Here is a 25266-nt window from a genome sequence, read left to right on the forward strand (position 1 = left end):
CCCACAAAAAAAATATATATTTTGTTTAAATCCGCTCGTTTTTGCGCCAATAATTTTATTTTTTTTTTCCCCCCCGGCCCCCCCCCCCCCCCCCCCCCCCCCCGAGGGGGATCACACGACGGCTTCCATCTCCATCATCACCGGGTGGAAACGGCGCTTAAAGTAGATCAGGCCGTGTCCCGCGTCACTCAGGATGATGTTTTTCACTTCGACAAGATAAACCAGATGCGTGCCGATGGTTTGCACCTGGGTAATCTCGCCTTCCAGGCTCGCCAGCGCGCCTTTCAGCACCGGCTGCCCCAGCGGGCCTTTCTGCCAGCAGGAGAGGGCAAAGCGCTCCTCCATTGCCATCCCGGTCATCCCGGCGAAGTGGCGGGCCATGATCTCCTGCTCGTGGTTCAGCACGTTGACGCACAGCCTGCCGTTGCCCTGAAATACCGGGTTCATGGCGCTGTTGGCGTTGATGCACACCATCACCGACGGTGGGGTGTCAGTCACCGAACAGACGGCGGTGGCGGTGATGCCGCAGCGGCCCGCCTCGCCCTCGGTGGTGACCACATTGACCGCCGCCGACAGGCTGCTCATTGCGTCGCGAAAACGCAGGCGTTGTTCATCTAAATGCATTGCAACCTCCCGCTGCGCTATTTCAGCAGCTTGTCGAGCATGTTGATATCGCTGTTGTTGTGCAGGTGCGGCACCGTCCAGCCGTGCTGGTCGTATTCGGACATGCAGCGGTCGACCATCGCCATCATTTTGTCCATGTTGCCGGAGCTCTGCGCCTGACGCAGGCACTGCAGGCGGATCTCATCCTGGCTGCCGGAGTAGTTGATTTCGTACAGCTCGTGGCGGCCGCCAAACTCGCTGCCGATGGCGTCCCACATCAGTTTTAAAATCTTGATGCGTTCAACGTGGTCCATACCGTTGGAGCCGCGCACGTATTTCGCCAGATACTGGTCGATCTGCGGGTTGTTCAGATCCCGGGCGCTGGACGGCAGGTAGATCAGCCCGGACGTCACGTTACGCTCGATGATGTTCTTGATCTTCGCGTAGGCCATCGGGGCCATGACGCGGTAGGTTTGCAGCGCGGCGTGATCCGGCAGATACGCGCCGTTTACCCACGGGGTGGCTTCGGAACACATGGAGTCGCTCAGCGCCCAGAACATATTGCGCCAGGCCACAACTTCGCCGAGATCCGCCTGCACGCCGCGGAACTCCAGGGTACCGGTGCACTCCAGGGATTTCTTCAGCAGGGCGGTGATGAAGTCGAGCTTCACCGCCAGGCGCACGCAGGCCTGCAGCGGGTACATGCGTGCAAAGCCGCCCTCCATCGTCCAGCGACGGCAGCGGTCGAAATCGCGGTAGATCAGCACGTTTTCCCACGGGATCAGCACGTGATCCATCACCAGGATCGCATCGTTCTCGTCGAAGCGGCTGGAAAGCGGGTAGTCGTACGGGGAGCCGGTAGCGCCTGCCACCATCTCGTAAGAGGCGCGGGAGATCAGCTTCACGCCTTCGGCATCCATCGGCGCGACGAACATCAGCGCGAAGTCCGGGTTTTCACCCATCACCTGCGCGGAGCCGAAGCCGATCATGTTGTAGTGGGTCAGCGCCGAGTTGGTTGCCACCACTTTCGCACCGCTGACGATAATCCCGGCGTCGGTCTCTTTCTCCAGCTTGATGTAGACGTCTTTCACCTCGTCCGCAGGCTTGTGGCGGTCGATAGGCGGGTTAACGATGGCGTGGTTGAAGTACAGGCCGGTTTCCTGAATGCGGGTGTACCAGTTGCGGGCGTTCTGTTCGAACTGGCCGTAGAAGGCCGGGTTGGCGCCGAGCGCGCAGCCGAACGCGGCCTTGTAGTCCGGCGTACGTCCCATCCAGCCGTAGCTCAGGCGCGACCACTCAGCGATGGCGTCGCGCTGCTGGCGCAGGTCGTCGGCGCTTTTCGCCACGCGGAAAAACTTGTGGGTATAGCCGCCGCTGCCGGTGTCGGTGCCCCAGCAGAGCGTGTCCTGCATGTCCGGCTTGTGCAGGGCGTCGTACATCTGCGCGATGGAGGCCGCCGCGTTGCGAAACGCCGGATGGGTGGTGACGTCTTTAACGCGCTCGCCGTAGATATAAATCTCACGACCGTCCTGCAGGCTTTTTAAATACTCTTCGCCGGTTAACGGACGTTTGGCGTCTGCGCGAAAATCTTCAGGCTTCATAGGGACCTCGTATCGGAATTGGTTTGTTAAATTTATGTTTTGTTTTTGTTGTTTAATTGAAGCCTGAGAGGGGCGAGACGTGAAGGGACGATTGGGACAACGGCGGGTACTTTTCGCGAGAGATCGCAGAGTGTGATTTCCCTCACCCTAACCCTCTCCCAAAGGGAGAGGGGACGGTTACTCCCTCTCCCTTTGGGAGAGGGCAGGGGTGAGGGGAACAGGCGACACCGGTACTTTCTGCGCCCGATACGCGCTCGGCGAGCACCCCACTAATCGGTTAAAAAACCGGGCAAAATAGGCCGGATCCTTAAACCCCAGCTGCCAGGCAATCTCGCTCACCGCGCTGTCGGAGAAGAGTAGCAGCCGCCTGGCTTCGCGCAGCTGGCGGTCGAAGATCAGTCGCTTCGGCGGGCGGTTGGCAAAGCGGCGGCAGATATCGGTCAGGCGGGATTCGGTGAGGTGCAGCTCGCCAGCGTATTCCGGCACCGTCCAGTGTTGGTGGTAGTGCGCATCAATCAGCTGGGTAAAGCGCTGGAACAGCTTCAGCTCGCCGCGCATACCGCCCGAAGCGTGGTCGTCGAGCTTTGCGTTGCGCAGCAGCAGGGTAAAGACCGCCTGCGCCAGCAGGACCAGCGTGTGCTCGCGCCCCGGCAGCTGTTCCGTGGATTCCCGGGCAATCAGCTGCCAGTAATGCTTCAGCGCCGCCAGCTCGTCCGGCCTGTCGGCCAGCGAGAGGCAGATCCCCGGCAGGCCGAAGGCTTCCCGGGTGCCGGGGTAGAGCACCTCCAGCAGCGGCCAGATCAGATCCTCGCGTACCGTCAGCACGTGGCCGTCGCTGTCGGATTCGGTGATAAACGCGTGCGGCACCGACGGCGGCGTGAGGACAAACAGCGGGGCCTGCACCGAGTAGCGGTGATCGTCGAGCTGGAGCTCAATTTGCCCGGTATCGAGAAAGTGCATCTGAAAATACTGATCATGACGATGCGCCTGCATGTCGCGGCCAAAAAAGGCCGCCATGCGGGCGAACGACTGGTAGTGCACGTCGTCGGTGCCCAGACTTTCGTCGTACTCCTTGCTGATATCAATGTTGGCGATAGGGCTCTGGCACATGCTCGTTCCTCTGTTGATCCCGCTGCGTCATCGGAATGCGCGTCAGTACCAGCGCGCCGACCACCAGCAGCCCGGCCACAAACCACAGTCCGGAGCTGAAGCTGCCGGTCGCGTCGCGCAGGATCCCAATCAGCAATGGGCTGACGGCGGATCCGACGTTGCCGATGGCGTTGATCACTGCCAGCGCCACCGCCCGGGACTGCAGGCTAATAACCTGGTCCGGCGTGGTCCAGAATATCGCCATGGCGGTAAACGATCCGGTTGAGGCCATGATGATGCCAAGCAGCTGGATCAGGCTGTGATCGGTGGCTGAGGCCAGCATCCATCCCGCCGCCGCGAACAGGTACGGCAGGATGGTGTGCTTTTTTCGCTCTTTCAGCCTGTCGGAGCGGCGGCTCCACCAGATCATCCCGAGGATGGTGCAAAACTGCGGGATCGCCGCCAGCAGGCCGATGACGATGTTGCTGCTTCCCGTGTTGAAGCTTTGCAGGATCTGTGGCGTCCAGATGTTAATGGCGCTCAGGGTGTTGGTCAGGCAGAAGTAGGCCAGCGTGTAGAGCAGCACCGCAGGCGTCAGCACCTCGCGCAGCGTCGATCGCGGCGTGACGGATTGGGCGATGGCGACCTCCTGCTCGCGGGCGATCATCGCTTTCAGCGCCCGCTTTTCGTCATCGTCCAGCCAGGTGGCCTGATCCGGCGTGTCGTTGAGGTAAAACCAGGTCACCACGCCGAGCACCACCGACGGCAGCCCCTCCAGCAGGAACAGCCACTGCCAGCCCTTCAGGTTCCATAGCCCGTCCATCGCCAGAATGTAGCCGGAGAGGATCGAGCCAAGCATCATGGTCACCGGCATGGCGATCATAAACAGCGCGTTGGCGCGGGCGCGGTGATAGGCCGGGAACCACCAGGTGAGATAGACCAGGATCCCCGGCAGGAAGCCAGCTTCGGCGATGCCCACCAGCATGCGCAGGACGTAGAGCGTTTCAGGGCTGGTGGCGAACATGGTGCAGGTGGAGGCGATGCCCCACACCACCATGATCCCGGCGATCCAGCGGCGCGCGCCGATTTTCGCCAGCATGATGTTGCTCGGGATCCCGCACAGCACGTAGGTGACGTAAAACAGCGTCGCGGCCAGGCCAAACATGGTTGACGTGAGGCCCAGATCTTTACCCATCGTCAGCCCGGCAAAGCCGATGTTGATGCGGTCAAGGAACGAAAAGACAAACAGGATAAAGAGAAACACGATTAAACGACGGAACAGCTTGTTGATCGCGCGATGTTCTATAGCTTTCATATCTTGCAGGGTAGAGGTCGTCATGCTGCGCTCCAGATCTTACGTTTAGTAGACGGATTTATTGTTATTAACTGACGTAACCGGTTGTTCGATAAAACGTGCCGCCAGCGCTTCGGCGCCGCGGGCGAGCAGGGTGGTGTCGACGCCGACGGCGACAAACAGCGCGCCGAGTTCAAGGTAGCGTTTCGCCAGCGGCTCGTTCGCCATCAGGATGCCGGGGGCTTTACCCGCCGCACGGATCTGCGCGATCGCCTGCTCGATGGCGGCCTGCACCTCCGGGTGCTGCGGGTTGCCGGCAAAGCCCATGTCGGCGCTCAGATCCGCCGGGCCGATAAACACGCCGTCGACCCCTTCCACGTCGAGGATCTGAGGCAGGTTTTTTAGCGCCTCGCGGGTTTCAATCTGCACCAGCACGCACATGGTATCGTTGGCCTGCTGCAGGTAGTCCGGGATGCGGTTCCAGCGCGACGCTCTTGCCAGGGCGCTGCCGACGCCGCGAATGCCCGCAGGCGGGTAGCGGGTGGCACGTACCGCCAGCTGCGCCTCGTCGGCGTTTTGCACCATCGGCACCAGCAGGGTTTGCGCCCCCACGTCCAGCAGCTGTTTGATCTGCACCGGATCGTTCCACGATGGGCGCACTACCGGCTGGCTGGCGTACGGCGCGATAGCCTGCAGCTGGGTTAAGACGGTCTGCACGCTGTTCGGCGCGTGCTCGCCGTCGATCAGCAGCCAGTCGAAGCCTGCCCCCGCCAGCAGCTCGGCGCTGTAGCTGCTGGTCAGCCCCAGCCATAAACCGATTTGCGGACGGCCCGCCTGCAGCGCCGCTTTGAATACGTTTTGCATGTTTGTCTCCTTACACAAAGCGGCAGCTGATGGAGCCCATATTGCCGTAGTCGACGTGGAAGGTGTCACCTCTGCTGGCAGGTACCGGGCGGGTAAACGAGCCGCCGAGGATGATTTGCCCCGGCTCAAGCTGCACGTCGTACGGCGCAAGCTTGTTCGCCAGCCACGCCACGCCGTTCGCCGGGTGGTTAAGCACGCCTGCGGCAACGCCGGTCTCTTCGATCACGCCGTTGCGGTAGAGCAGGGCGGAGATCCAGCGCAGATCCAGCTCGTCGGGCTTAATCGGGCGACCGCCGAGGATCACCCCCGCGTTGGCGGCGTTATCGGAGATAGTGTCGAACACCTTGCGCGGGCGCTGGGTTTCCGGGTCGACGTTGTGGCAGCGGGCATCGATCAGCTCCAGCGCGGGGATGACGTAGTCCGTGGCGTTGTAGACGTCGAAGATCGTGCAGTTCGGGCCGCGCAGCGGTTTTGCCAGTACGAAGGCCAGCTCCACTTCGATGCGCGGGACGATGAAGCGATCGACGGGGATGTCGCTGCCGTCGTGGAAGAACATGTCGTCCAGCAGCGCGCCGTAGTCCGGCTCGCTGATCTGCGAGCTGGCCTGCATCGCTTTTGAGGTGAGGCCGATCTTGTGGCCTTTCAGCACGCGGCCTTCGGCGATTTTCAGGCTCACCCATTCGCGCTGGACGGCGTAGGCGTCTTCAATGGTGATCTCCGGGTACTCCAGCGAGATCGCGCGGATCTGCTCCCGGGACTGCTCCGCCTGATGCAGGCGATGGGCGATCAGGGTATGGGTATGTTTGTCGAGCATGGCGATATCCTGTTATACGTTTGTTTTCTCCCTCTCCCCGTGGGAGAGGGACGGGGTGAGGGCATCAGGCCGCAGAGATTTGCCCTCACCCTAACCCTCTCCCAAAGGGAGAGGGGACAGTCCGTGCGGTATTACTTAAACAACGCGTGCACGTTGTTCTGCTTAAAATTCAGCGTCGGGTGCAGCTCGTCGAGCTCGAACGACAGCGCCAGATAGCGGCTCGCCATCAGATCTGCAAAATGCGTTTTGATCAGTGCAAACAGCATCTCCCCCACGGCTTCCCGGCTCTCAAGACTGCGCCCGGCGCCGATTTTCAGCGTCATATGCACAAAGGCGTAATCGTGCTTGCCGTCGGCCATCTGCCAGGTATCCAGCCAGTGGGCGCGGCTGCGGATACCGCCGATGGGGAAGATGCCCGTGGCGGCGAGTGCCTCGTTCACTTTGGCGAACAGCCCCGGCAGGTCGGCCTGCTCGCGGATGTTGTCGGTACATTCGGCAATAAAGTGCGGCATGGTGGCTCCTTACGCGGGCAGCGGGAAAACGGCGTTAACCTGGCCGGTGCCGGAGCTGGCGAACAGCTCGGTGAGGAACTCCACCCTGCCGTCGTATTTGTCCCAGCCGAGCATCCCCAGCAGCATCACCGTGTCGTGCATGTTGCCCTCGCCGTAGCAGTAGTCGGCGTACTCCGGCAGCATGCTGCAAAACTCTTTGAACTGGCCTTCGCGCCACAGCTTCACCACGCGCTCGTCCATCTGGCGGTCGAACTCGCGGGTGTAGCTGTTCATTCCCTCTTCCGCGCGCTGGTCGTCGATAAAGCGGTGTGACAGCGAGCCGCTGGCGAGCACCGCCACGGTGCCGTCGTATTTCTCGATGGCGCTGACGATGGCCTCGCCCAGCCGGCGGCTGTCGGCGAAGTCGTGAACCGTGCAGAACGCCGAGATGGAGACCACTTTGAAGTGCTTATCCGCGTTCATGTAGCGCATCGGCACCAGCGTGCCGTACTCCAGCTTGAGGCTCGGGATGTTGTGCGCTTTGGCGCGCACGCCCAGCTTCACCGCCTCGTCGGCAATCAGCTGGCCGAGCGCCGGGTTGCCGTCGTAGTCGTAGGTCATGTCGCGGATAAAGTGCGGCAGCTCGTTGCTGGTGTAGACGCCCGAGAAATGGTCCGCACAGTTAATGTGGTACGCGCTGTTCACCAGCCAGTGGGTGTCGAACACGATGATGGTGTCCACGCCCAGCTCGCGGCAGCGCTTGCTGATTTCTTTATGTCCGTCGATGGCCGACTGTCGGCAGCCGTGGTTTTTGCCCGGCAGCTCGGAGAGGTACATCGACGGCACGTGGGTGATTTTTGCCGCTAACGCCAGTTTACCCATGATCAGATCCCCCATTTTGGAATCGGGTGGTCGCCCATCGAGATGCAGACGTTCTTCATCTCGGCGAACACTTCGAAGCTGTACTCGCCGCCCTCGCGGCCGGTGCCGGAGGCCTTCACGCCGCCAAACGGCTGGCGCAGGTCGCGCACGTTCTGGGTGTTGACGAAAACCATCCCCGCTTCGATGCTGCGCGCCAGGCGCAGCACTTTGCTGACGTCCTGGGTCCAGATGTACGACGCCAGGCCGTACTCCACGTCGTTGGCCAGGCGCAGGCCCTCTGCTTCGTCCTTAAACGGCAGCAGGCAGGCCACCGGCCCGAAGATCTCCTCCTGCGCCACGCGCATGCGGTTGTCGACGTCCGCCAGCACCGTCGGGCGCAGGAAGTTGCCGCCTTTCAGGTGCGCGGGCAGATCGGTCGGTTTGTCCGGGCCGCCCGCCAGCAGGGTTGCACCCTCTTCAATGCCGAGGCGGATGTAGCCGGAGACTTTCTCCCAGTGCTGCTGGCTGATGAGCGCGCCAACCTGGGTATTCGGATCGTTTGGATCCCCAACGCGCAGGCGGCTGGCGCGCTCGGCAAAGCGCTTGACGAACTCCGGGTAGATGCTCTGCTGAATGAAGATGCGCGAGCCCGCGGTGCAGCGCTCGCCGTTGATCGAGAAGATGGTGAACAGGGCGGCGTCCAGCGCGCGCTCGATGTCGGCATCTTCAAAAATCAGCACCGGGGATTTGCCGCCCAGCTCCATGGAGTATTTCTTCAGCCCGGCGTTTTTCATGATGTTGCGCCCGGTGGCGGTGCCGCCGGTGAAGGAGACGGCGCGCACGTCGTGGTGGCGCACCAGCGCGTCGCCTGCCGTTGCGCCGTAGCCCTGCACCACGTTCAGCACGCCCGCCGGAATGCCCGCCTCCAGCGCCAGCTCGCCCAGACGGTCGGCGGTTAGCGGGGAGAGTTCAGACATCTTCAGCACCGCGGTGTTTCCGAGTGCCAGGCACGGCGCGACCTTCCAGGTGGCGGTCATAAACGGCACGTTCCACGGCGACACCAGCGCGCAGACGCCCACCGGCTGCACCAGGGTGTAGTTGAGCATCTTGTCGTCGACCGGGTAGGTTTTGCCGTTCATCTGCTGGCACACCTCGGCGAAGAACTCGAAGTTGTGCGAGGCGCGCGGAATGAGTACGTTTTTGGTCTGGTGGATCGGCAGGCCGGTGTCGGCGGTTTCCATCGCGGCGATCTCAGGCACGTTCTGGTCGATCAGATCCCCCAGGCGACGCATCAGGCGCGCGCGCTCCTTCATCGGCAGGTTAGCCCACTTCGGGAATGCCTCTTTGGCGGCGGCGACGGCCTGGTGAATTTCAGCTTCTCCGCCGGAGGCGACTTCTGCTAATACCTCGCCGGAGGCCGGGTTGGTGGTGTGGAAGTACTCGCTTCCGGCGACGTTTTTACCGTTGATCCAGTGGTTAATCTTTTTCATTTTGCAGTCTCCTCGCTGACAATCCGGTTTACCAGGCGGCCTACGCCTTCCACTTCCACCACCACTTCATCCCCCGGCACCACATCGGACAGCCCTTTTGGCGTGCCGGTGGCAATCATGTCGCCCGGCTGCAGGGTCATAAAATCGCTCAGGTACGCGATCAGGAACGGGATGCTGAAAATGAGATCGGCGGTGGTCCCTTCCTGACGCAGCTCGCCGTTGACGAAGGTGCGAAGACGAAGGTTGTGCGGGTCGGGGATGGCCGCTTTCGGCACGATGTTCGGGCTAATGGGCGTAAGCCCGTCGCGGCTTTTGACCCGCAGGTTCGGGCGGTAGTAGTTTTCCAGGTAGTCGCGGATGGCGTAGTCGTTGCAGACCGTATAGCCCGCAACATACTCCATCGCCTCGGCTTCGCTGACCTTACGCGCGGTTTTACCGATGACCACCACCAGCTCCGCTTCGTAATGCATGTATTCGATATTGTTCGGGCGCACCGAGGTCTGGCCGTCGCCATTAAAGGTGTTTGGCGCTTTGATAAACACCAGCGGCTCGGTGGGGGGCTTGAAGTCCAGCTCGCTGGCGTGGTCGGCATAGTTCAGGCCGAGGGCAAACAACGTGGCCTGCGGCGGCGTGCTGTGAGCAATAGCGACGCTACGCTCATCCACCACCGGGTTTTCCAGCAGCGGAAACCCTTCCGCCAGAATACGCACGCGATCCCCCGGGCGGATCTCAACGCGGCTTTGCGGGGTGCCGAGCAATATTGCATCGCCGGGGTTAAGGGTAGCGAACTCGCTCAGGGCGCTCAGCAGTTCGGCGGCGTTGCGCTGAAGATCGGCCGTGTTCCAGTGGTCCGCTTCGCGGCCGTTAATCTCGGTGATGATGGTCAGGTTGTCGACGTTATCAACGGCGACAGGTTCGCCGAGCGGGCAAAATCCGTCCCGGCATTTGGCCTTGATGGCCGGGCGGTAGAAGCTCTCCTCCGGCAGGCTCACCTCGTTAGCCAGCGCATACCCCGCGATGTATTCCGCGGCCTCCTCCACGCGCACCCTGCTGGCGGTTTTACCCACCACCAGTGCCACCGTCGCGCCGCTCAGCACCGTTTCCCCCTGCGGGAAGGGGATCGGTTCGCCCGCGCGAATCACGGTGTTATGCGGTTTGATAAACCACACCGGCGTTTTCGGCGGCGTGTTGTAGGGGGCTTTTTCAAATGCCTCACGCCAGGCTTCACGCTGGCTGTGATGGTTCAGCGCGACGGCAAAAACGGTACCTTTCATTCACATACTCCTTACCCCGACGGCCCGGGTTATGATTTCATTAATATGTTAATGATTTGGTTTTATGCTTTTGCTGTTCATTTCGCAATCAGAAGTGAAGAATTTGTGATATGAATAACAATAAATTTACATATTGATTTTTATGTCTATTAAAATCATATGGTTAAATAAATTGACTGGTTTCTGTTAGACTTTTTGACGGAAAACGTGTTGTTTATAAAAACATCTTTTATGGATTGTTTACTTGTTAATGATGCAAAGGGGAGAGGCTATGCATGATTCATTAACCATCGCGCTATTGCAGGCGCGGGAAGCGGCGATGTCCTACTTCCGACCGATTGTGAAGCGCCATAACCTCACCGAGCAGCAGTGGCGCATCGTGCGCGTGCTGGCTGAGCATCCGTCGATGGATTTTCACGACCTGGCGTTTCGCACCTGCATTTTGCGCCCGAGCCTGACCGGCATTCTGACGCGCATGGAGCGCGACGGCCTGGTGCTGCGCCTGAAGCCGGTGAACGACCAGCGCAAGCTGTACGTGTCGCTGACCAAAGAGGGCAATGCGCTGTACGAGCACGCCCAGGCGCAGGTGGAAGAGGCGTATAAGCAGATTGAGGCGGAATACACGCCGGAGAAGATGAAGCAGCTGACGGCGCTGCTGGAAGAGTTTATTGAACTCGGAAACCGCCATAACGCAGCGCGGGAAGAAGAGTAAAAACCACAAATTCCAGGATGATTTTCGTAAAGTTTTCCCTTTCCAGGCCGAAAATTCTGTATCTGTCTGAGGAAAGAGAAAACATGTTAAACCGTATCAAGATTGTCACCAGCTTAATGCTGGTTTTAGCTATATTTGGCCTGTTACAACTCACATCCGGTGGTCTTTTCTTTAATGCTCTGAAGAATGACAAAGAGAATTTCACCGTCCTGCAAACCATTCGTCAGCAACAATCCACCCTGAACGGGAGTTGGGTTGCGCTGCTGCAAACCCGTAATACCCTTAACCGCGCGGGCATCCGCTACATGATGGATCAGAGCAATATCGGCAGCGGCGCGACCGTTAACGATCTGATGCAAATTGCGTCTGCCTCGCTGAAACAGGCGGAAAAAAACTGGGCTGACTATGAAGCCCTGCCGCGCGACCCGCGTCAAAGCGACGCCGCTGCGCTGGAGATTAAGCGTAACTACGATATCTACCACGGTGCGCTGGCAGAGCTGATTCAGCTGCTGGGGGCAGGTAAAATCAACGCCTTCTTCGACCAGCCGACCCAGAGCTACCAGGATGGTTTTGAGAAGCAGTACGTGAGCTACCTGCAGCAGAACGACAAGCTGTACCAGATGGCGGTTGAAGACAGCAACAGCTCCTTCAGCCAGGCGATCTGGGTGTTGATAAGCGTGCTGGTTGCCGTGCTGGTGGTGATCGTGGCTGTCTGGCTGGGTATCAAGCAGGCGCTGATCTCTCCGCTGACGCGTCTGATCGACAATATTCGCCATATCGCCAGCGGCGACCTGGTGAAGCGCATTGACGTGGAAGGGTCCAACGAGATGGGTGAACTGGCTGACTCGCTGCGTCATATGCAGAGTGAGCTGGTGCGTACCGTGGGCGACGTGCGTAACGGCGCGAATGCGATCTACAGCGGCGCGAGCGAAATCGCGATGGGCAATAACGATCTCTCTTCCCGTACTGAACAGCAGGCCGCTTCCCTGGAAGAGACCGCTGCCAGCATGGAGCAGCTGACGGCGACCGTTAAGCAGAACGCCGAGAACGCCCGTCAGGCGAGCCATCTGGCGCTGAGCGCGTCTGAAACCGCGCAGAAAGGCGGTAAAGTGGTGGACAACGTGGTGCAAACCATGCGAGACATTGCCGGTAGTTCACAGAAGATTGCCGACATTATCAGCGTGATCGACGGCATTGCCTTCCAGACCAACATCCTGGCACTGAACGCGGCGGTAGAAGCGGCGCGTGCGGGCGAGCAGGGCCGTGGTTTTGCGGTGGTGGCAGGGGAAGTACGTAACCTGGCCCAGCGCAGCGCCCAGGCAGCTCGTGAAATTAAGAGCCTGATTGAAGACTCTGTGGGCCGCGTGGAAGTGGGCTCAACGCTGGTAGAAAGCGCCGGTGAAACCATGGGTGAGATCGTGAACGCGGTGACCCGCGTGACCGACATCATGGGCGAGATTGCGTCTGCCTCTGACGAGCAGAGCCGCGGTATCGACCAGGTGGGTCTGGCGGTAGCAGAGATGGACCGCGTGACCCAGCAGAACGCCTCGCTGGTGGAAGAGTCTGCCGCAGCAGCGGCGGCGCTGGAAGAGCAGGCGAGCCGCCTGACGCAGGCCGTGGCGGTGTTCCGCATTCAGCAGGAGCAGATGAAGGCGCGCGAGTTTGCTTCCGCGAAAAGCGTTGCGGCGCCGGTGATATCGCGTAAGGCCGCGACGGCGGACGCGGGCGATAACTGGGAAACGTTCTAATCCTGCGCGTTGTGCCGGGTGGCGGCTGCGCCTTACCCGGCCTACGGAAAGGTGTTGTAGGCCCGGTAAGCGAAGCGCCACCGGGCGATATCAAAGCGGCAGACGCATGGCGCAGCGGGAGTTATACGCTAAGCCGTGCGCTGCTTCTTCTTCACGTTTTTCACGCAGTTCAGGCGTGAGTTCAGTGACGTATTCAAACCCCAGCTTTGCATAGAAGGGCGCATTCCACGGAACGTCCCGGAACGTCGTCAGCGTCAGCGATGTCAGCCCCACTTTGCGGGCATGGTCAGCCGCACGGGCGATGAGCTGCCGACCAATTCCTTTTCCCTGCCAGGCCAGATCGACCGAGAGCTCCACAATAAACAGTGACGAAGGGTGTGCCTCTGCAAGGAGAAACCCCACGGGACGCTCGTTCGCCAGCGCCAGCCAGCTTAGCCCCCGTTCGGCATAGCCGAGGTGCTGTTCAGCGGAAATGACCTCACCCTCGGCAAGCCAGGCGAGATCCGGGTCGTCACGAAAACGTTCGCCCGCCGCGCGTTCAAGGGCGGGCAGGGCGGCAACGTCGTCGCAGGTGGTGTGGCGAATGTAAATGTTCATGGCGGGAAGTATAGCCTGACCTTCCGACATTATTCCGAGCAGACCAGCACCGGCGAGTAAAAGTTGCTAATCACCAGCGCATCATGCGGCGTGCGCTCTATCGTCAGGAGCCTTTTTTTCCCCAGAGTCAGGCCAGCCACGTATTTTTCAAATACGCCGGGCGGCATCGCATCGTGGCTAAAACGCTCCACTTTTTGAATGATGATTTCATAGAGTTCCCCCTCCACGTGCCGCCACTTAAACATCTCCTGCCGCGACACTTCCCAATTTTGCGGGGCGTTCTCGACGTTGCCATTTAGGGTGATGTACCCGGTTTTGTCGGGGTGGAACCGCATGATGATCTCCCCATCAAAGGTGAAATCGTGATTGTCGCGCCTGTCGGAGAAGGTCAGGTTACCGTCGCAGGCCACCGCCAGCGGGGGCGTGTAGAAGTACCACGCCAGCGCGGCGCCGATGAGCATCAGGTTAAAGATCAGAATGAGCCAAATTTTTATCTGTCGCATATCACCACTCGTAATAGTAAAGCGTACGGCAGGCGCTCGCTTTATCCCGCGTGAGGGAACACTGGGAAAGCACCAGCCGTCCTTCGTGGCCGTAAAAAAGCGTTCTCTGGATGTGCATATAGAAAATGGAATTTTTCAGACACGGGAGATGGCCGTCCTGCTGAAGGGTTTGCGCCAGGGCAATCGCCTTCTCGTGAAACACATCCGCCAGCGGCGTAAAGGTGTAGACCGGACAGGAGCCGATATGGGTCAGCAGATGGATTTCCCTCTGCGGGTTTACTGGTTTGATCGCCGTTATCCAGAGGCACAGCGTCACGATCGCCAGAGTAAGCGCGCCGCAGAACAGCCGTTCCGGTCGAGCGCGCCATGCCGGTTTCGCCATTTTGGCGGCCGGGGGCGCCTCCTCCTGGGGCGTTACCGTGACGTCGGCGCTGAGCATAAAGCCCGTCTTAGGGACCGTGACGATAAACAGCGCGTCGGGAAGCAGGCTTGCCAGCATTTTGCGCAAAATACTGATGTACTGGTTTAACGAGTTGTTCGATCCCTGTAGCCCTCGCCGATCCCAGACCTCATGGAGAAAGGTGTCCCGTTCAATCACGTTGCCATGATGCTGGACCAGCAGCTTCAGGATGGTATTGGCCGTGCAGGTGAGGATCTGCGCATCCTCATCCGGCGCATTGATAAGAGAAACAGAACCGTCCTCGTCGTTGTAGACGATGGCGTCAGCAAGCAGGTATTTCATAAGTTGTTGTAAAACAGACAGAGATAATGAAAAAAAAGAGAAGGTGTTTACATCTTCTAAGCAGAGCTGCTGGCTATTTTAACGCCATTGTTACCGATAACATTGATCCAGACGGTTTTTTGAGTGGTTTAATAAGTCAGCGTAATTATCACGTCGTCAATAAATTCCCCCGTACCGCTCAGAGGCTGGGCCGGGACTTCTCCGTAAACGGTGAAGCTTTGGGTGCCGCCTGCGGGATGGGTGACGACCAGCGCATCCCCGCTGCGCGAATCGCCCCAGCGTTGCGTGGCAGCGGCATCCTGCCAGAGCGCATAGCGCAGGCACTGGCCTTCGTCGTTGCAAAGCTGCCGCTGATTGCCGCTGGCATGGTTGCCGTTGCCCATGGCAAGGGTAAACGCCGTGCCGGCCGGACATCGCGTGGTGAGTGTTGCCGTGGAACGCGTCGGGTGCAGCGTGGCGGTGCTGCTCAGCGTGCCGAAGTTAAGCGGGGTGACGCGTTCTATGTAGCACCCCTGGCTGATTTCGGCCTGCGCGCTGGTGCCGCCCTGCACCTGCTCGCCCTCCGCGGAGCCGTCCGAGCAATTTTGCAGCGCATCCTGACGGGTGGCGCTGTGCCAGGCGATGCGCAGATTCATGTTGTAGTTGTAATAGTGGTACGCCGGCAGTTGGTTTTGCCCCGGCGGGAGGGTGGCGATAAGCGGAAAGCTACCGCTGATGCTGGTATTGCTTTGTGCAGTCAGGGTCTGCTGAATGAGATCCCCGCCGCTGGCGGGGCCCAGCTCCTGAGAGCGCGCGACGCCGTTAAGCAGGCGGAAGAGCAGGGTGTACTGTTTCCCCTCCTGGTCCCCGTTCGAGAGCATCTGAAAGGGTGGAGCATCAATGCTGCTCAGGCAGACGTTGATATATTCCATCGTGCCGTTATTGTCGGCCTGACAGCTAAATTTAACCTCGGTGTTGGTCGAGGCGGCATTTCCCGCCACGACGCTGCCAAAGTTGATGGCGGCGGGTGAGGTTATCCAGCACGCTGCCGCCATCGCCTTCATGGACAGCACGAGCAGCAGCAATAACGGTGTTTTTAATGACACAGTTGTTCTCCAATATTCTGTATTGATGACGCGGTGCGCGGGGCCGGAAGCGTGACCCGACACACCCCCTCGCCGGTTTTCACCACCAGTTCACCCGGCAGGGGCGGATCTTCAAGCCAGATAAAACCGTCGCGTCCGACGATGGTCGCGCCGCGTGGCGTTGAAACGATGCTGCCCAGCGGGAGCGGCTTGTGGCGGCTGTCGACCAGCCGGGCCTGAACCGTCACGGCGTGATGGACATTAAAATCGACCTTTACCGCGCTGCCGTTGCCCGGTCTGGCATCCATGTCGGTGACGGGGGACATTACATCGGCAGGGAGATCCAGCGGATTGATGCTGACCTTGCTGCTGTGGTATTGCGGCAGGTCGGTCAGCAGCAGATAGCCGTTTTCATCGGTTTCGCCTGCCGGGCGGTTTTCCAGCATTACCGGCACGTGTCCAACGCCGTGGGTGGAGACCAGCGCCAGACCTTGTTGGCTGTAGCGCAGGGCATGAAGGCTGCCATCCAGCAGCGTCAGGCTGCCTTCGGCTGAGGCGTACTGATTGCCCAGCTTAGCGCCTTGCTCCAGCCCGACGTGCCACTCGCCTGCATGACCCAGATAGCCCACGTCCGCATAGGTATCCCGGCGCTCACCAACGCTTTGTCCCAGCTGCCATGACCAACCGCCGAGCCGATCGTCCGGCTGGTGGCGATAATCCATGCGTGACGTCTCGCGGCTGGTCTGAACGGAGAGAGTATCCGCACGGCCTAACGGGACCGAGAGCATAAGCTGAACGTTACTCGACGCATCCGTAAACGAACGGGTATAGCTCAGCGTGGTGGAGAGGTGGGCCGGCAGCGAGACGGACCAGGAGGCGTTGAGGTAGCGCTGTTTGTTGCCCTGAATGTTTTGCTGTACCCAGCCTGCGCCTACGGTACCAAAATGAGGAACAGAGTGGCTTAGCCAGACGCTATCGCTGCGTCTGACCGGCAGGGCGCCGATCGTGCGGGCGTTATCAGCAAAGTCGGCATCGGTACGGACGGTGCTGGCAGAGAAGCCCGTCCCGCTGCCGTTCCATTGCCAGCCAAGGCCCCACTGTTTTCCCTGGCCATAAGGGCTGTCGCTCAGGGCAACATGCTGGCTAACAATCCCGATGTCGGGCGAGATCAGCCAGTCGACGCCTGTCCCGACATTGCGCAGTTTGCTCTGCTGTTCCGTGTGTAGCGCCAGCGTCAGCCGGTTACTTACCCCATAGCGCCAGCCCGCGTCGAGCACGGGATCGGGGGCATAGTCATTCGAGCGCAGGGCGTAGTTTTGCCGCATCCAGCCGATATCCAGCGAGCCGCTGCTGAGCCCTTCCGCCAGCATCCCCGGCGCGCCGTAGAGATCGAGCTGTACGGTGCGACGCTGACCGTTGATGTCGGTAATGACCACCTGCGCCTGTCCGCTTCCGGTGAAGGAGGGGAGGGTATCCAGCAGAAAATCCCCCGGCGTCACGTGCTCGCTGCTCTGCTTAAGCCCGTCGATGTAAAGATCGACCGTTGAAGGCAGGACGGCAGTGTCGCTGTAGCGGCTGCGCGGTTCGGTGTTGAGCTGCGGATTAAGCTCAAAATTTCGCGCCCAGTGCAGGCCGCCAAAACGTACCTGCCGGCTCCAGCGGGTGCCCGTGGTGATGCTGTCGCCCAGCGCCAGGCTGGTCAGCGAGTCTGCGTTGTCCCACTGCCAGCGTGTTTCAAGACGCGTGTGGCTGGGCCGCCCCGCGCTGTTTTCCTCCCCCGCATGGCTTGAAAAGCTGCTGCTGAAGGTGCCGGGAAGCGCCCCGGATGCGGTCAGCGAGGTCTGCGCGTTAAGCTGGCGGTTCCCCTGGGAATCGCTGGCATAAAGGGCATACCCGAGCGTAAACGCGCTGATGGGCTGCGCCTCGGGATAGCGATACTGCGCGGTCGGCCTCTCGATAGTCAGGCGCTGCTGGCCGTCGAGCGCCTTTGCGTCGGCGGTAAGGGAGACCTGCTGAGCGTGTAAGTCGAGCCTGACCTTCAGGCCAGGCAGGGACGTCAGCTCTACCCACTCGCTGTGGTCATCCGGGGCGCGAAGCCCCAGCTTTTTGAGGTCGCCGCGGTCAATCCACAGCGCCTCACCCACGACCCGGCAGGCCCACAGCTCCCCTCGAGGAGCGTGATTCACCGTGATGGCCAGCCATTGTACGGTGTCGGCGGCGGGTTCAACCCGGGCTGACAGCGTGAGCGGTAGCCAAAGCAGGAGCGCGAGTAGCGAGCGGGCGCAGGGGGATCTGGCTGGCATGGTGTTCATCATTGAGATAGGCGCGCAGTGCGCTGAGCGTGTGGTGTGAAGCCTGCTTAAGTGTCACAAGCGCGGTCTGTCCCGGTAGCACATAGCCCGCCAGCCCTTTCACCGCTCCCACAACCTGCCCGCTGGCCGTCAGGGCCTGCAGGTGGCTCAGGCGAATATGGCTGTTTCCGGCGTTATAGCAGCGGATCGTTCCCGGAGGCTCCGCCTGTTCGCAGCTCAGGGCATCGCGGCTGACGGGCATATTCTGGTTTCCGGCAATAAAGACGGGAATCGAGTAGCGCAGCAGAAAGTGCACCGCATTGGGGTTGGCCGCACGGGACGTTTCATCCGGCAGCTCATCAATGACCAGGCGGTAACTTTGCTCCTGTTCACGGATGCCGGGCTCCATAACGATGATGCGCACCAGCTGCTGCTGGCCCGGGGCCAGAGAGGTCATCGCCGGGCTACTGACCACCTCGTCGGTGGCCGTTAACACATCTTTGCCGTTTTGCTGGGTCCATTCGTAAACCCGTATCTGAGCATGGATAGCCGCTTTGCCGCTGTTCGTGAGGTAAACCGCGGATGCTCTTTGACCGCTCTGGAGATCGAGCGTCACGGGGGCCACCTGAAGCGTGGCGGCCAGCGCGTAGCGAGACAGCAGCGTCAGCATCAGGAGCCACAGAATGAAGCAGGGAAGACAGCGCCGCATGATCAATACACCAGATTTAAGGTGACATCGTCGCTGTAGGCGCCCGCCTGCGCGGTCGTCAGCGCCCCTGCATCAATAACGCCATACAGCGTCTCTTCCTGCGCCATGCCGTTGCCGGTATCGGTAAGCCCATCGGTGCTGGTGATTTGCGTCTGTTTGCTCTCATCGGCAAAAAGTTTCCACGCTATCTTCTGTGCGCCCGTTTCACCGTTTTCCGGCTTCAGCCAGAAGGTGCCGTTTTCGCTGCTATCGTTGCTGGTGGCAGAGAGCGTGAACGGCGTACCGTTAGTACACACAATATCGACCTGCGTTTTGGCCTGAATTTCGCTTGATTCATCCGACCCGTGGCGTGAGAAATTGAGGTCGTTGGCTTTGAGGGTGCAGGATTTTACCACCTCAAGTGAAACGTGCATCGTCGCGCTTGCGGTGCTGTCTGCGGCGATCGCAGCGGCAGGAAGCAGGAGAGCGGAACAACATACAGCAGTGGAGATAATTTTCATGATCTTATTTCCTGACGTGAATAACAGTGCAATTACAGAGAAGTGGCCAGAGCGTCCAGCAGGCAGAGTTTTCGATGGAATTCTGCCAGGTTCTGACAGCAAAATTTGTTCATCGCGTTACGCTTGTGGGTGTAGATCGTTTTCGGTGACTTATTAAGGATTTGTGCGATACGCACCGGGCTGAAGCCTTTTTGAAGCAGCATGCAAACCCGCATTTCCTGGTACGTGAGCGTGGCGGTATTTTCTAAAGAGAAGGTCATGTCGCTAAAGCAGTGGCTCAGCTGGGCAAGGGACACATTTCCCGGGACCACTCTGATCCGCTCATTGCCTGGCAGGGCGTTAATGTCGTTGACCCTGGCCGTATCCGTAAATAACAGCCAGCTCTGCCCGGTGTGCGTGCTGAGCAGCTCCTGCAAACGCAGAAGCGCTTCTGGAGTAACGTTGTTGATCCAGTACGCCTCAGGACGGGGGGACACGGCCGTCGATACTATCGAATGGAGGCCGAGCCACAAAAACGCATTGCTGCTCAGAACGATGACCTGATAGCCGGCATTCGGGATGAAAGGCGTCATTTCATGCCCCACAGATAACCCTGGCCGTAGTCGGCCACGCTGGCGCGGGCCAGCGCGAAATCACCCGCGGTTTCGATGCCTTCTATCAGTACCTTACTGGCGACACGCTTGTACTGGCGGGTAAGGTGCAGGAACTTAGCCTGCTCGGTACGTCCGATCCAGAAGGTATGTTTGTCAATTTTGACGCCGCAGAAGCGGATCTGGCTGGCAAGCAGCTCGGGAAGAATGTCTTCGCAGACGTCGTCGGCCCACACTTCAACGCCCCATTGATGGAGCATCGCGATACCTGTTCGTAGGGACCGGCTTTGCATATCGTCGAGTTGTACCATCGTATGGAGATCGGTAACTTCGATAGCCAGCCTCTCCGGGCAGGAGGTTTCTTCTTTCAGCCTGTCGAGGAAGTCCGGTTCCAGCAGCAAATCCGATGTCGCATTGAGGTAATACTTGTCGCCTTCTTCGCAAGACAGGGTATGGCGAAGCTGCGCAAAGAAGTGTTCTTTACGCTGCGCAGAGGGCATTGAGCTAAAGTAGTCTTCAAGATTGACGTGGGGTTTTGCCGTGGACAATACCTCCCAGGCAATGACATTTTCACTGCGCAATGCCCGGATGGACTCGAACTTATAGCCGGTTAGCATGATAAAAGTGTGTACCGCTCCGTAGTGATTTCAGGAGCTGTACATTCTATGGTGGTGGCTTTTGGCGGGATATTTATAAATAAAATTGACTTATATAAAGAGTTTTTATCTTTTTTATAAACTTTATATAGAATTATTTATTTTCATAACCGCCCGACGGAATGCCGGGCGGGGCATGCGTTAGCCTTGCTTGCTGACAATTTTGATTTCGACCATGCCAATCCCGAGCTGGCGGGGTGAGTGGCCGAGAATATTCCCTTCATTGGTGGACTGCGGATCTGGCGGCACAATGACTAAAGTATTGCTGCGCGATGGATTGGTGAAATGCAGCGTGTGAGTGCTTACGTCGTTACCAAGCGTCAGCGTCTGCTCTTCATCGCCCACGCGCACCGGCACGGGCTTATTCGCGTTGGGCCCGTAAGCTCTGGCTGTGATCACCAGGTCGAACTGTTCCGGCAGCGGATGGGTGTACTCAATTTTCACCTCGTTGCCCAGCTGCGCGTTCGACCAGCGCCCCCAGGACTCCGGACGGGAGATGCCGCTAAACTGCTTCACTTCTTCAGGCGCGCCGGCCACGTTAAAGATGAAGCTGTCCGCTTTATAACGAATGTCGTTGTCGACGATTTTAAGCATGTCGATGTTGTGCTGATAACGAGCCGTATCAATCACCGTATCTTTAAAGGCGGTTTTGCCTTTCCACTGGGCTTTGTCAACATGCTGCACGTTTTGTTCCCCGCCAAGCTGTCCCTGAGAGACGCACCAGTCGGTAGAAAGCGCCAGCGGCTGTGACCAGAGCTGGCCCATTTTGTAACACCGGTCGATCCAGACGAAGTTATCGCGAGGGGCGAAATCGGCCAGCTGGAAACGCAGCGGCGCGGAGTACTCACTTTCCGGCAGCGGTTCAACGCGGCTATCCGACACGCGTACCAGCAGCGGCAGACGGAAATTGCTGCCGGAGAAGGCGACGGTGTTTTTATCCCGATCGATGGTGAAGTCTTTCATCTCTTTCGGGAAGTTCCACAGGCGGATGATGTCGGGCTTCCAGGCGAGAATTTTCTCCTTCATGTTGAGGAAGACCTCCGACAGGGATTGTCCGGACAGCGTGCTGCGCCCAAGGCCAATAAAGTTGTCGCCGCCCAGAATGTCCAGCACCGTCGCGCCGTTATCCATGGAGTTGCGCTTGGTGGCGATCGTCTCCTGCTGCGGCTTGTCGCCGCGCAGGACGAAGAACAGATTGCTGCGGTCCTGCTTGTTGAGCTGATCCCACGCGCTGTTTTTCATCGCCAGATGATCGGACGAGACGACGATGACGGTGTTTTTAAACCAGGGCGAGGTTTTGATTTTCTCGACCAGCGCGGCGATGTGCTCCTGGCTACAGGTCACGGCGCTGAAAGACTTATTGTTTTTGCCATCCACGTCATAGCTTTTGCGCTTACAGGTGCGCGAGACGAACCCGTCCGGATGGTGGGTATCCACCGTCAGCGCAAAGAGAGAAAAACGCTTCCCGGCGCGGGACAGTTCCTCAAATTTCTTCCAGGTTTCGTCCAGCACTGTATCGTCATAGAAGCCCCAGTCGTTGCGGTAGGTCGGATCGGCAACCGTCGTTTTTAACTCTTCCGAGCCATACAGGTGGTCAAAACCGTGGGATTTCAGAAACACATCTTTTCCGGCAAAGCGCAGGTTTGCTCCCTGCATAAAGTAGTTTTCATAGCCGGAGTTTTTCAGAATATCGCCCAGGCAAATATTCTGCGGGAAGAACGTCGACATTGAAGCGGAGGCGTTGCCTTCAAAAGGCGCGAAGAGCGGGATACCGCACTGGGAAGCCACCATTCCGGCGATAGTGTAATCCGTGCCGGGCAGTTGCATGGTGTGGCTGAAGTCGAGACCTTCATTTTTCAGCGCGCCAAGGTCCGGCGTCAGGTTAGGGAACGCGTCGTTATCAAAGTAGGTACGCTCCAGGCTTTCACCGTAGATGTAGACAAGGTTGAGCTTCGGGTTGGCGATCGTTTTCGACGGCTCTTTGTAATAGGCCACGAAGTCCGGATCGCCGTCACGCGACTGGGATTTCACAAGCTCGGTAATTTGATGAAACGCCGGGCTGGCATCAACGGAGGCCAGCGCCAGGAACAGCGCCAGCAGGCTGTAGCCATGATGGTGAGGGAGATGGCGACGGCGGCGCAGCACCCAGGCGAGCGCGCCGAAAATCGTCACCAGCGCCACTATCAGCCCCAGCCCCGGAAGGATGTACTTACCCACCCCCGCGCCCGTCAGGCTGTTCGTCAGGGTGTAGAGCACAGCATCGTTAATGCCGTCGCCGGTGAAGTAATCGCTGGCGTATAAGGTAATGTTTAAAATGATAAAAATGCCGAGCACCACCAGCGTGGCGATAAACCACCAGGTGTTACGGCCGGCTTTCCAGGCATAAACGCCGACGGAGGCCAGGAAAAGGATAAGAGAGATAAATTCTGACAACAGCATATCCTCATGACGCCAGGTGCTTCGCTGGCTAACTGTTTATTTTTGGTAAGACAATGTAATGGCGATGTCGTTTAGCTGCAATTTTAGTGTCACGAAAGTGTGCTGTTGTTAGGATTTGGTTTATAAAATCGTTTTTATGAGGATGGTCGCATCCTGTCAAACGGACGCTGAGACGGTGGCAGGTAGGAAAAACGCTCGTTTAACGCCGCGATGCAAGCCTATCGCATTAAACGCGGCGTGTTGTGGCAGAAAATGGGGCGGGTCAGGAGATGAAATTAACGCCTTGTTTCAGCACCAGATCGCAGGCTTTGGTTTTCACCTGTTTTGCCAGAGAGGAGTTGCCGAGGGTGCTCAGGTTAAGCTGCTGGCCGTTTTGCGCGTTAAGCAGGCCCTGAATGCCGTCCATATAGCTGGTATCTGCTTTCTGTTCCTGCGTATCGAGACCCAGTTTACCCAGCACCTGGTTTTTCACGTTTTGCGCGTCGGTCACGGACGCCAGCTTCTGCTTTGCGCAATATTCCAGAATCCCCGCCGCGTTGTTCATCGTGCCCGCGCTCAGGCTCTGGGAGCTGTTGCTCAGCAGGCTGGTGAGAGAAGAGGCCGAGAGCCCGCCCTGGGCGCTGCTGCCCTCTTTGGTCAGCTCATTTGCTGCGCTTGACAGGGAATCCTGCCAGGAAGCCGCTTGCGCTGCGCCGGTAACCAGCAGCGCGCCTAAAAAGGTGCTGATAAGAATCTGTTTTTTCATAATGGCTTTCTCAAAAAGGTCCGTTTTGGGCCGGAAGGGGTTCCAGTATATACCTGCGCCCTGCTGGTGATTCCTGGAACTGTCTTAATACTCTTTGCCGGTGACGCGGCTGCGGTAACTGTCCCAGTCGAAGATGACATACAAACTGTTGCCCAGCTTCATGCGGTCCATGACGCGTTCACCCAGTAAACGGGTCATCTCGTCAATGTTGTGGTTCGTCAGCATGCCGGTGGGGCGTTTGGAGGAGGAGCGGCGATCGACAATCTGGTTAATGATGACCTTTTCATAACGGGATTCCGTCTGAACGCCTATCTCGTCGATGACCAGGAGATCCACATTGCTTAGATCGTTAAGCAGCTGTTCTTCGCTGGTTTCACGGTTGCTGAAGGTGTCTTTCATGGCGGACATGATATCGGCCACGGTGATGATGAGGACCGATTTACCGCGCAGAAGCAGCTCGTTGCAGATGGCGGCTGCGAGGTGGTTTTTTCCGGTCCCGGGCTTGCCGCTAAAAATGAAGCTCGCGATATTGCCGTCGAATTCATCCACGTACTGACGTGCGGCGGCAAGCGCGTTCATCTGCCCGGTGGTCTCAATTTTATAGTTATCAAACGAGCAGTTCTGATGCAGGGGACGAATACCGGAGCGGTTAAAGGTGCGCTGCATTTTCATCGCCCGGTTTTCGCGGGCGAGCGCGGCGGCACGGATTTCACCTTGCTCCTTTTGCCACGCCAGCAGCTCTTCACCCGTGGTGAAAGCGGGCTTCACGTTGGCAGGCATCATTTTTTGCAGACGTTTCATCAGGTCGCCGACGTTCTTCATTTCGCACCTCGGAATCCGCTTGGGATCTGTTTATCCGGTTCTGAAAACGCGTTGATATCGCGCTTTGGCTGGCCATTGTTGCTGGCGCGGGTTATTTGAAGATGACGCGCGAGCTTTTGCTGCCACTGGATGTGGGTGAACACTTTGCCTTCCGCCTGCCACCAGGCGGTAAACGCGGCGAGCTCTTCCGCGGTGGCGGGTTGGGTTAACGCAATGCCCCACAGTGCAGCCTGCCGCTGAAAATCCGCGTCAGGCTGCCAGCCCGCGTACAGGGCAAATTTACCCATCGGAACGGCCAGTGGGGTATTAACCGGTTCATCAAAGAACTGGTTATCCAGCGTGACGTCGCTCGCCGGGCGTGACAATTGCGCCTCGATCTCCAGAAGCTGTGCCAGACGTTCCGGCGTGATTGCGTAAAACGCCGGCGCGTTGTCGGCAAAAACCGCAACCGTGCCGCCTTCGGCGTGGGTCAACACACCGCGTGGGTCGCGCATAAAGGCATCAATGCCAGCAATGCTGGTGGTCAGAATTCTGGAGGACATAACGCTTACTCAACTGATTACTACGGGCGTGATATGGGCTTATGGTAGCACAGAGAGGGGGAAGGAAAGGAGGGGGAAGTGCAGGCGGGTGCCCTCATCCTGGCGGGCTGAGGAATCCCCAGTAATTTATAAGCAGAAGCAATAAGGTTGTTTCAGAACGAGTTAAAGCTTTCAGCGACGCCCTGGTCCGGCTGTAAATCGCCGAAGCGTTTCCGTAAGGCCGGG

Annotated in this window: 25 protein-coding genes; 2 read left to right on the top strand and 23 right to left on the bottom strand. The window is 58.8% G+C overall.

The window, feature by feature from the left end; genetic code table 11:
• Nucleotides 1–111: 111 nt before the first annotated feature.
• The 10 genes from URZ40_RS21710 to hpaG all read right to left on the bottom strand — a co-directional run bounded on the left by URZ40_RS21710 (nt 112) and on the right by hpaG (nt 10381).
• Nucleotides 112–624: a 4-hydroxyphenylacetate 3-monooxygenase reductase subunit gene (locus URZ40_RS21710; protein WP_320721129.1), complete on the bottom strand. Its 513-nt coding sequence runs from the start codon at nt 622–624 to the stop codon at nt 112–114.
• A 17-nt stretch (nt 625–641) separates the two neighbouring features.
• Nucleotides 642–2204, bottom strand: coding sequence for a 4-hydroxyphenylacetate 3-monooxygenase, oxygenase component (hpaB, locus tag URZ40_RS21715; protein WP_014168483.1), 1563 nt, complete (start codon nt 2202–2204; stop codon nt 642–644).
• Nucleotides 2205–2381: 177 nt separating this feature from the next.
• Nucleotides 2382–3314 carry a 4-hydroxyphenylacetate catabolism regulatory protein HpaA gene (hpaA, locus tag URZ40_RS21720; RefSeq protein WP_116342329.1) on the bottom strand — a complete coding sequence of 311 codons (933 nt, stop codon included), beginning with the start codon at nt 3312–3314 and terminating at the stop codon, nt 2382–2384.
• On the bottom strand, nt 3286–4632 hold the full coding sequence (gene hpaX / locus URZ40_RS21725; protein WP_116342331.1) for a 4-hydroxyphenylacetate permease: 1347 nt from the start codon (nt 4630–4632) through the stop codon (nt 3286–3288). The genes hpaA and hpaX overlap by 29 nt, the downstream gene beginning before the upstream one ends.
• Nucleotides 4633–4653: 21 nt before the next feature.
• Nucleotides 4654–5451, bottom strand: a complete 798-nt coding sequence (gene hpaI / locus URZ40_RS21730) for a 4-hydroxy-2-oxoheptanedioate aldolase (RefSeq protein WP_320721130.1) — start codon at nt 5449–5451, stop codon at nt 4654–4656.
• Nucleotides 5452–5461: 10 nt separating this feature from the next.
• A complete protein-coding gene (gene hpaH / locus URZ40_RS21735) occupies nt 5462–6265 on the bottom strand; it encodes a 2-oxo-hept-4-ene-1,7-dioate hydratase (RefSeq protein WP_023305397.1) in 804 nt (267 codons plus the stop codon).
• 131 nt (nt 6266–6396) lie between these two features.
• A complete protein-coding gene (locus URZ40_RS21740; protein ID WP_192981915.1) occupies nt 6397–6777 on the bottom strand; it encodes a 5-carboxymethyl-2-hydroxymuconate Delta-isomerase in 381 nt (126 codons plus the stop codon).
• Between the two features lie 9 nt (nt 6778–6786).
• The gene (gene hpaD / locus URZ40_RS21745; protein ID WP_116342619.1) at nt 6787–7638 is read right to left on the bottom strand and encodes a 3,4-dihydroxyphenylacetate 2,3-dioxygenase; all 852 of its coding nucleotides are present in this window, start codon (nt 7636–7638) and stop codon (nt 6787–6789) included.
• A gap of 2 nt (nt 7639–7640) precedes the next feature.
• Nucleotides 7641–9107, bottom strand: a complete 1467-nt coding sequence (gene hpaE / locus URZ40_RS21750; RefSeq protein ID WP_320721131.1) for a 5-carboxymethyl-2-hydroxymuconate semialdehyde dehydrogenase — start codon at nt 9105–9107, stop codon at nt 7641–7643.
• Complete coding sequence (gene hpaG, locus URZ40_RS21755; RefSeq protein WP_320721132.1) at nt 9104–10381, bottom strand: 4-hydroxyphenylacetate degradation bifunctional isomerase/decarboxylase; 1278 nt, start codon at nt 10379–10381, stop codon at nt 9104–9106. The genes hpaE and hpaG overlap by 4 nt, the downstream gene beginning before the upstream one ends.
• 271 nt (nt 10382–10652) lie before the next feature.
• Between hpaG and hpaR the strand changes: the two genes are divergently transcribed.
• On the top strand, nt 10653–11093 hold the full coding sequence (gene hpaR, locus URZ40_RS21760; RefSeq protein WP_302219294.1) for a homoprotocatechuate degradation operon regulator HpaR: 441 nt from the start codon (nt 10653–10655) through the stop codon (nt 11091–11093).
• Nucleotides 11094–11176: 83 nt separating this feature from the next.
• On the top strand, nt 11177–12841 hold the full coding sequence (tsr, locus tag URZ40_RS21765; RefSeq protein ID WP_166710031.1) for a methyl-accepting chemotaxis protein: 1665 nt from the start codon (nt 11177–11179) through the stop codon (nt 12839–12841).
• A gap of 90 nt (nt 12842–12931) precedes the next feature.
• Here the strand turns inward: tsr and URZ40_RS21770 are convergent, their stop codons facing one another.
• From URZ40_RS21770 to dnaT, 13 genes are all read right to left on the bottom strand, one after another.
• The gene (locus tag URZ40_RS21770) at nt 12932–13438 is read right to left on the bottom strand and encodes a GNAT family N-acetyltransferase (RefSeq protein WP_320721133.1); all 507 of its coding nucleotides are present in this window, start codon (nt 13436–13438) and stop codon (nt 12932–12934) included.
• 29 nt (nt 13439–13467) lie between these two features.
• Nucleotides 13468–13941 (bottom strand): hypothetical protein, encoded by a 474-nt coding sequence (locus tag URZ40_RS21775; protein WP_316379745.1) that lies wholly within the window; start codon nt 13939–13941, stop codon nt 13468–13470.
• Between the two features lies 1 nt (nt 13942).
• Nucleotides 13943–14683: a winged helix-turn-helix domain-containing protein gene (locus tag URZ40_RS21780; RefSeq protein ID WP_116342345.1), complete on the bottom strand. Its 741-nt coding sequence runs from the start codon at nt 14681–14683 to the stop codon at nt 13943–13945.
• A 128-nt stretch (nt 14684–14811) separates the two neighbouring features.
• The gene (locus URZ40_RS21785) at nt 14812–15768 is read right to left on the bottom strand and encodes a spore coat U domain-containing protein (protein WP_302219307.1); all 957 of its coding nucleotides are present in this window, start codon (nt 15766–15768) and stop codon (nt 14812–14814) included.
• Nucleotides 15759–18050 (bottom strand): fimbria/pilus outer membrane usher protein, encoded by a 2292-nt coding sequence (locus tag URZ40_RS21790; protein WP_320721134.1) that lies wholly within the window; start codon nt 18048–18050, stop codon nt 15759–15761. Before URZ40_RS21790 ends, URZ40_RS21785 begins: the two co-directional genes overlap by 10 nt.
• Nucleotides 17971–18747, bottom strand: coding sequence for a fimbria/pilus periplasmic chaperone (locus tag URZ40_RS21795; protein WP_320721135.1), 777 nt, complete (start codon nt 18745–18747; stop codon nt 17971–17973). The genes URZ40_RS21790 and URZ40_RS21795 overlap by 80 nt, the downstream gene beginning before the upstream one ends.
• Nucleotides 18748–18749: 2 nt before the next feature.
• Nucleotides 18750–19247, bottom strand: a complete 498-nt coding sequence (locus URZ40_RS21800) for a spore coat protein U domain-containing protein (protein WP_116342353.1) — start codon at nt 19245–19247, stop codon at nt 18750–18752.
• A gap of 32 nt (nt 19248–19279) precedes the next feature.
• Entirely contained in the window at nt 19280–19819 is a 540-nt protein-coding gene (locus URZ40_RS21805; RefSeq protein WP_192981921.1) for a helix-turn-helix transcriptional regulator, read from the bottom strand.
• Nucleotides 19816–20454 carry an EAL domain-containing protein gene (locus tag URZ40_RS21810; protein ID WP_116342357.1) on the bottom strand — a complete coding sequence of 213 codons (639 nt, stop codon included), beginning with the start codon at nt 20452–20454 and terminating at the stop codon, nt 19816–19818. Before URZ40_RS21810 ends, URZ40_RS21805 begins: the two co-directional genes overlap by 4 nt.
• Before the next feature lie 180 nt (nt 20455–20634).
• Nucleotides 20635–22926, bottom strand: a complete 2292-nt coding sequence (opgB, locus tag URZ40_RS21815; protein WP_166710042.1) for a phosphatidylglycerol--membrane-oligosaccharide glycerophosphotransferase — start codon at nt 22924–22926, stop codon at nt 20635–20637.
• A 268-nt stretch (nt 22927–23194) separates the two neighbouring features.
• Complete coding sequence (locus tag URZ40_RS21820) at nt 23195–23677, bottom strand: DUF2501 domain-containing protein (RefSeq protein WP_116342359.1); 483 nt, start codon at nt 23675–23677, stop codon at nt 23195–23197.
• An 84-nt stretch (nt 23678–23761) separates the two neighbouring features.
• Nucleotides 23762–24499 carry a DNA replication protein DnaC gene (dnaC, locus tag URZ40_RS21825; protein ID WP_045327555.1) on the bottom strand — a complete coding sequence of 246 codons (738 nt, stop codon included), beginning with the start codon at nt 24497–24499 and terminating at the stop codon, nt 23762–23764.
• Nucleotides 24496–25041 carry a primosomal protein DnaT gene (dnaT, locus tag URZ40_RS21830; protein WP_320721136.1) on the bottom strand — a complete coding sequence of 182 codons (546 nt, stop codon included), beginning with the start codon at nt 25039–25041 and terminating at the stop codon, nt 24496–24498. Before dnaT ends, dnaC begins: the two co-directional genes overlap by 4 nt.
• Between the last annotated feature and the right edge of the window lie 225 nt (nt 25042–25266).

This window comes from Enterobacter sp. 296B2 (genome assembly GCF_034106185.1).
GTDB classification, from domain to species: Bacteria; Pseudomonadota; Gammaproteobacteria; order Enterobacterales; family Enterobacteriaceae; genus Enterobacter; species Enterobacter cloacae_N.

Coding starts and splice junctions, on each gene's coding strand:
- URZ40_RS21710 (WP_320721129.1), bottom strand. CDS start 624: ATGCATTTAGATGAACAACGCCTGCGTTTTCGCGACGCAATGAGCAGC.
- hpaB (WP_014168483.1), bottom strand. CDS start 2,204: ATGAAGCCTGAAGATTTTCGCGCAGACGCCAAACGTCCGTTAACCGGC.
- hpaA (WP_116342329.1), bottom strand. CDS start 3,314: ATGTGCCAGAGCCCTATCGCCAACATTGATATCAGCAAGGAGTACGAC.
- hpaX (WP_116342331.1), bottom strand. CDS start 4,632: ATGACGACCTCTACCCTGCAAGATATGAAAGCTATAGAACATCGCGCG.
- hpaI (WP_320721130.1), bottom strand. CDS start 5,451: ATGCAAAACGTATTCAAAGCGGCGCTGCAGGCGGGCCGTCCGCAAATC.
- hpaH (WP_023305397.1), bottom strand. CDS start 6,265: ATGCTCGACAAACATACCCATACCCTGATCGCCCATCGCCTGCATCAG.
- URZ40_RS21740 (WP_192981915.1), bottom strand. CDS start 6,777: ATGCCGCACTTTATTGCCGAATGTACCGACAACATCCGCGAGCAGGCC.
- hpaD (WP_116342619.1), bottom strand. CDS start 7,638: ATGGGTAAACTGGCGTTAGCGGCAAAAATCACCCACGTGCCGTCGATG.
- hpaE (WP_320721131.1), bottom strand. CDS start 9,107: ATGAAAAAGATTAACCACTGGATCAACGGTAAAAACGTCGCCGGAAGC.
- hpaG (WP_320721132.1), bottom strand. CDS start 10,381: ATGAAAGGTACCGTTTTTGCCGTCGCGCTGAACCATCACAGCCAGCGT.
- hpaR (WP_302219294.1), top strand. CDS start 10,653: ATGCATGATTCATTAACCATCGCGCTATTGCAGGCGCGGGAAGCGGCG.
- tsr (WP_166710031.1), top strand. CDS start 11,177: ATGTTAAACCGTATCAAGATTGTCACCAGCTTAATGCTGGTTTTAGCT.
- URZ40_RS21770 (WP_320721133.1), bottom strand. CDS start 13,438: ATGAACATTTACATTCGCCACACCACCTGCGACGACGTTGCCGCCCTG.
- URZ40_RS21775 (WP_316379745.1), bottom strand. CDS start 13,941: ATGCGACAGATAAAAATTTGGCTCATTCTGATCTTTAACCTGATGCTC.
- URZ40_RS21780 (WP_116342345.1), bottom strand. CDS start 14,683: ATGAAATACCTGCTTGCTGACGCCATCGTCTACAACGACGAGGACGGT.
- URZ40_RS21790 (WP_320721134.1), bottom strand. CDS start 18,050: ATGCCAGCCAGATCCCCCTGCGCCCGCTCGCTACTCGCGCTCCTGCTT.
- URZ40_RS21795 (WP_320721135.1), bottom strand. CDS start 18,747: ATGCGGCGCTGTCTTCCCTGCTTCATTCTGTGGCTCCTGATGCTGACG.
- URZ40_RS21800 (WP_116342353.1), bottom strand. CDS start 19,247: ATGAAAATTATCTCCACTGCTGTATGTTGTTCCGCTCTCCTGCTTCCT.
- URZ40_RS21805 (WP_192981921.1), bottom strand. CDS start 19,819: ATGACGCCTTTCATCCCGAATGCCGGCTATCAGGTCATCGTTCTGAGC.
- URZ40_RS21810 (WP_116342357.1), bottom strand. CDS start 20,454: ATGCTAACCGGCTATAAGTTCGAGTCCATCCGGGCATTGCGCAGTGAA.
- URZ40_RS21820 (WP_116342359.1), bottom strand. CDS start 23,677: ATGAAAAAACAGATTCTTATCAGCACCTTTTTAGGCGCGCTGCTGGTT.
- dnaC (WP_045327555.1), bottom strand. CDS start 24,499: ATGAAGAACGTCGGCGACCTGATGAAACGTCTGCAAAAAATGATGCCT.
- dnaT (WP_320721136.1), bottom strand. CDS start 25,041: ATGTCCTCCAGAATTCTGACCACCAGCATTGCTGGCATTGATGCCTTT.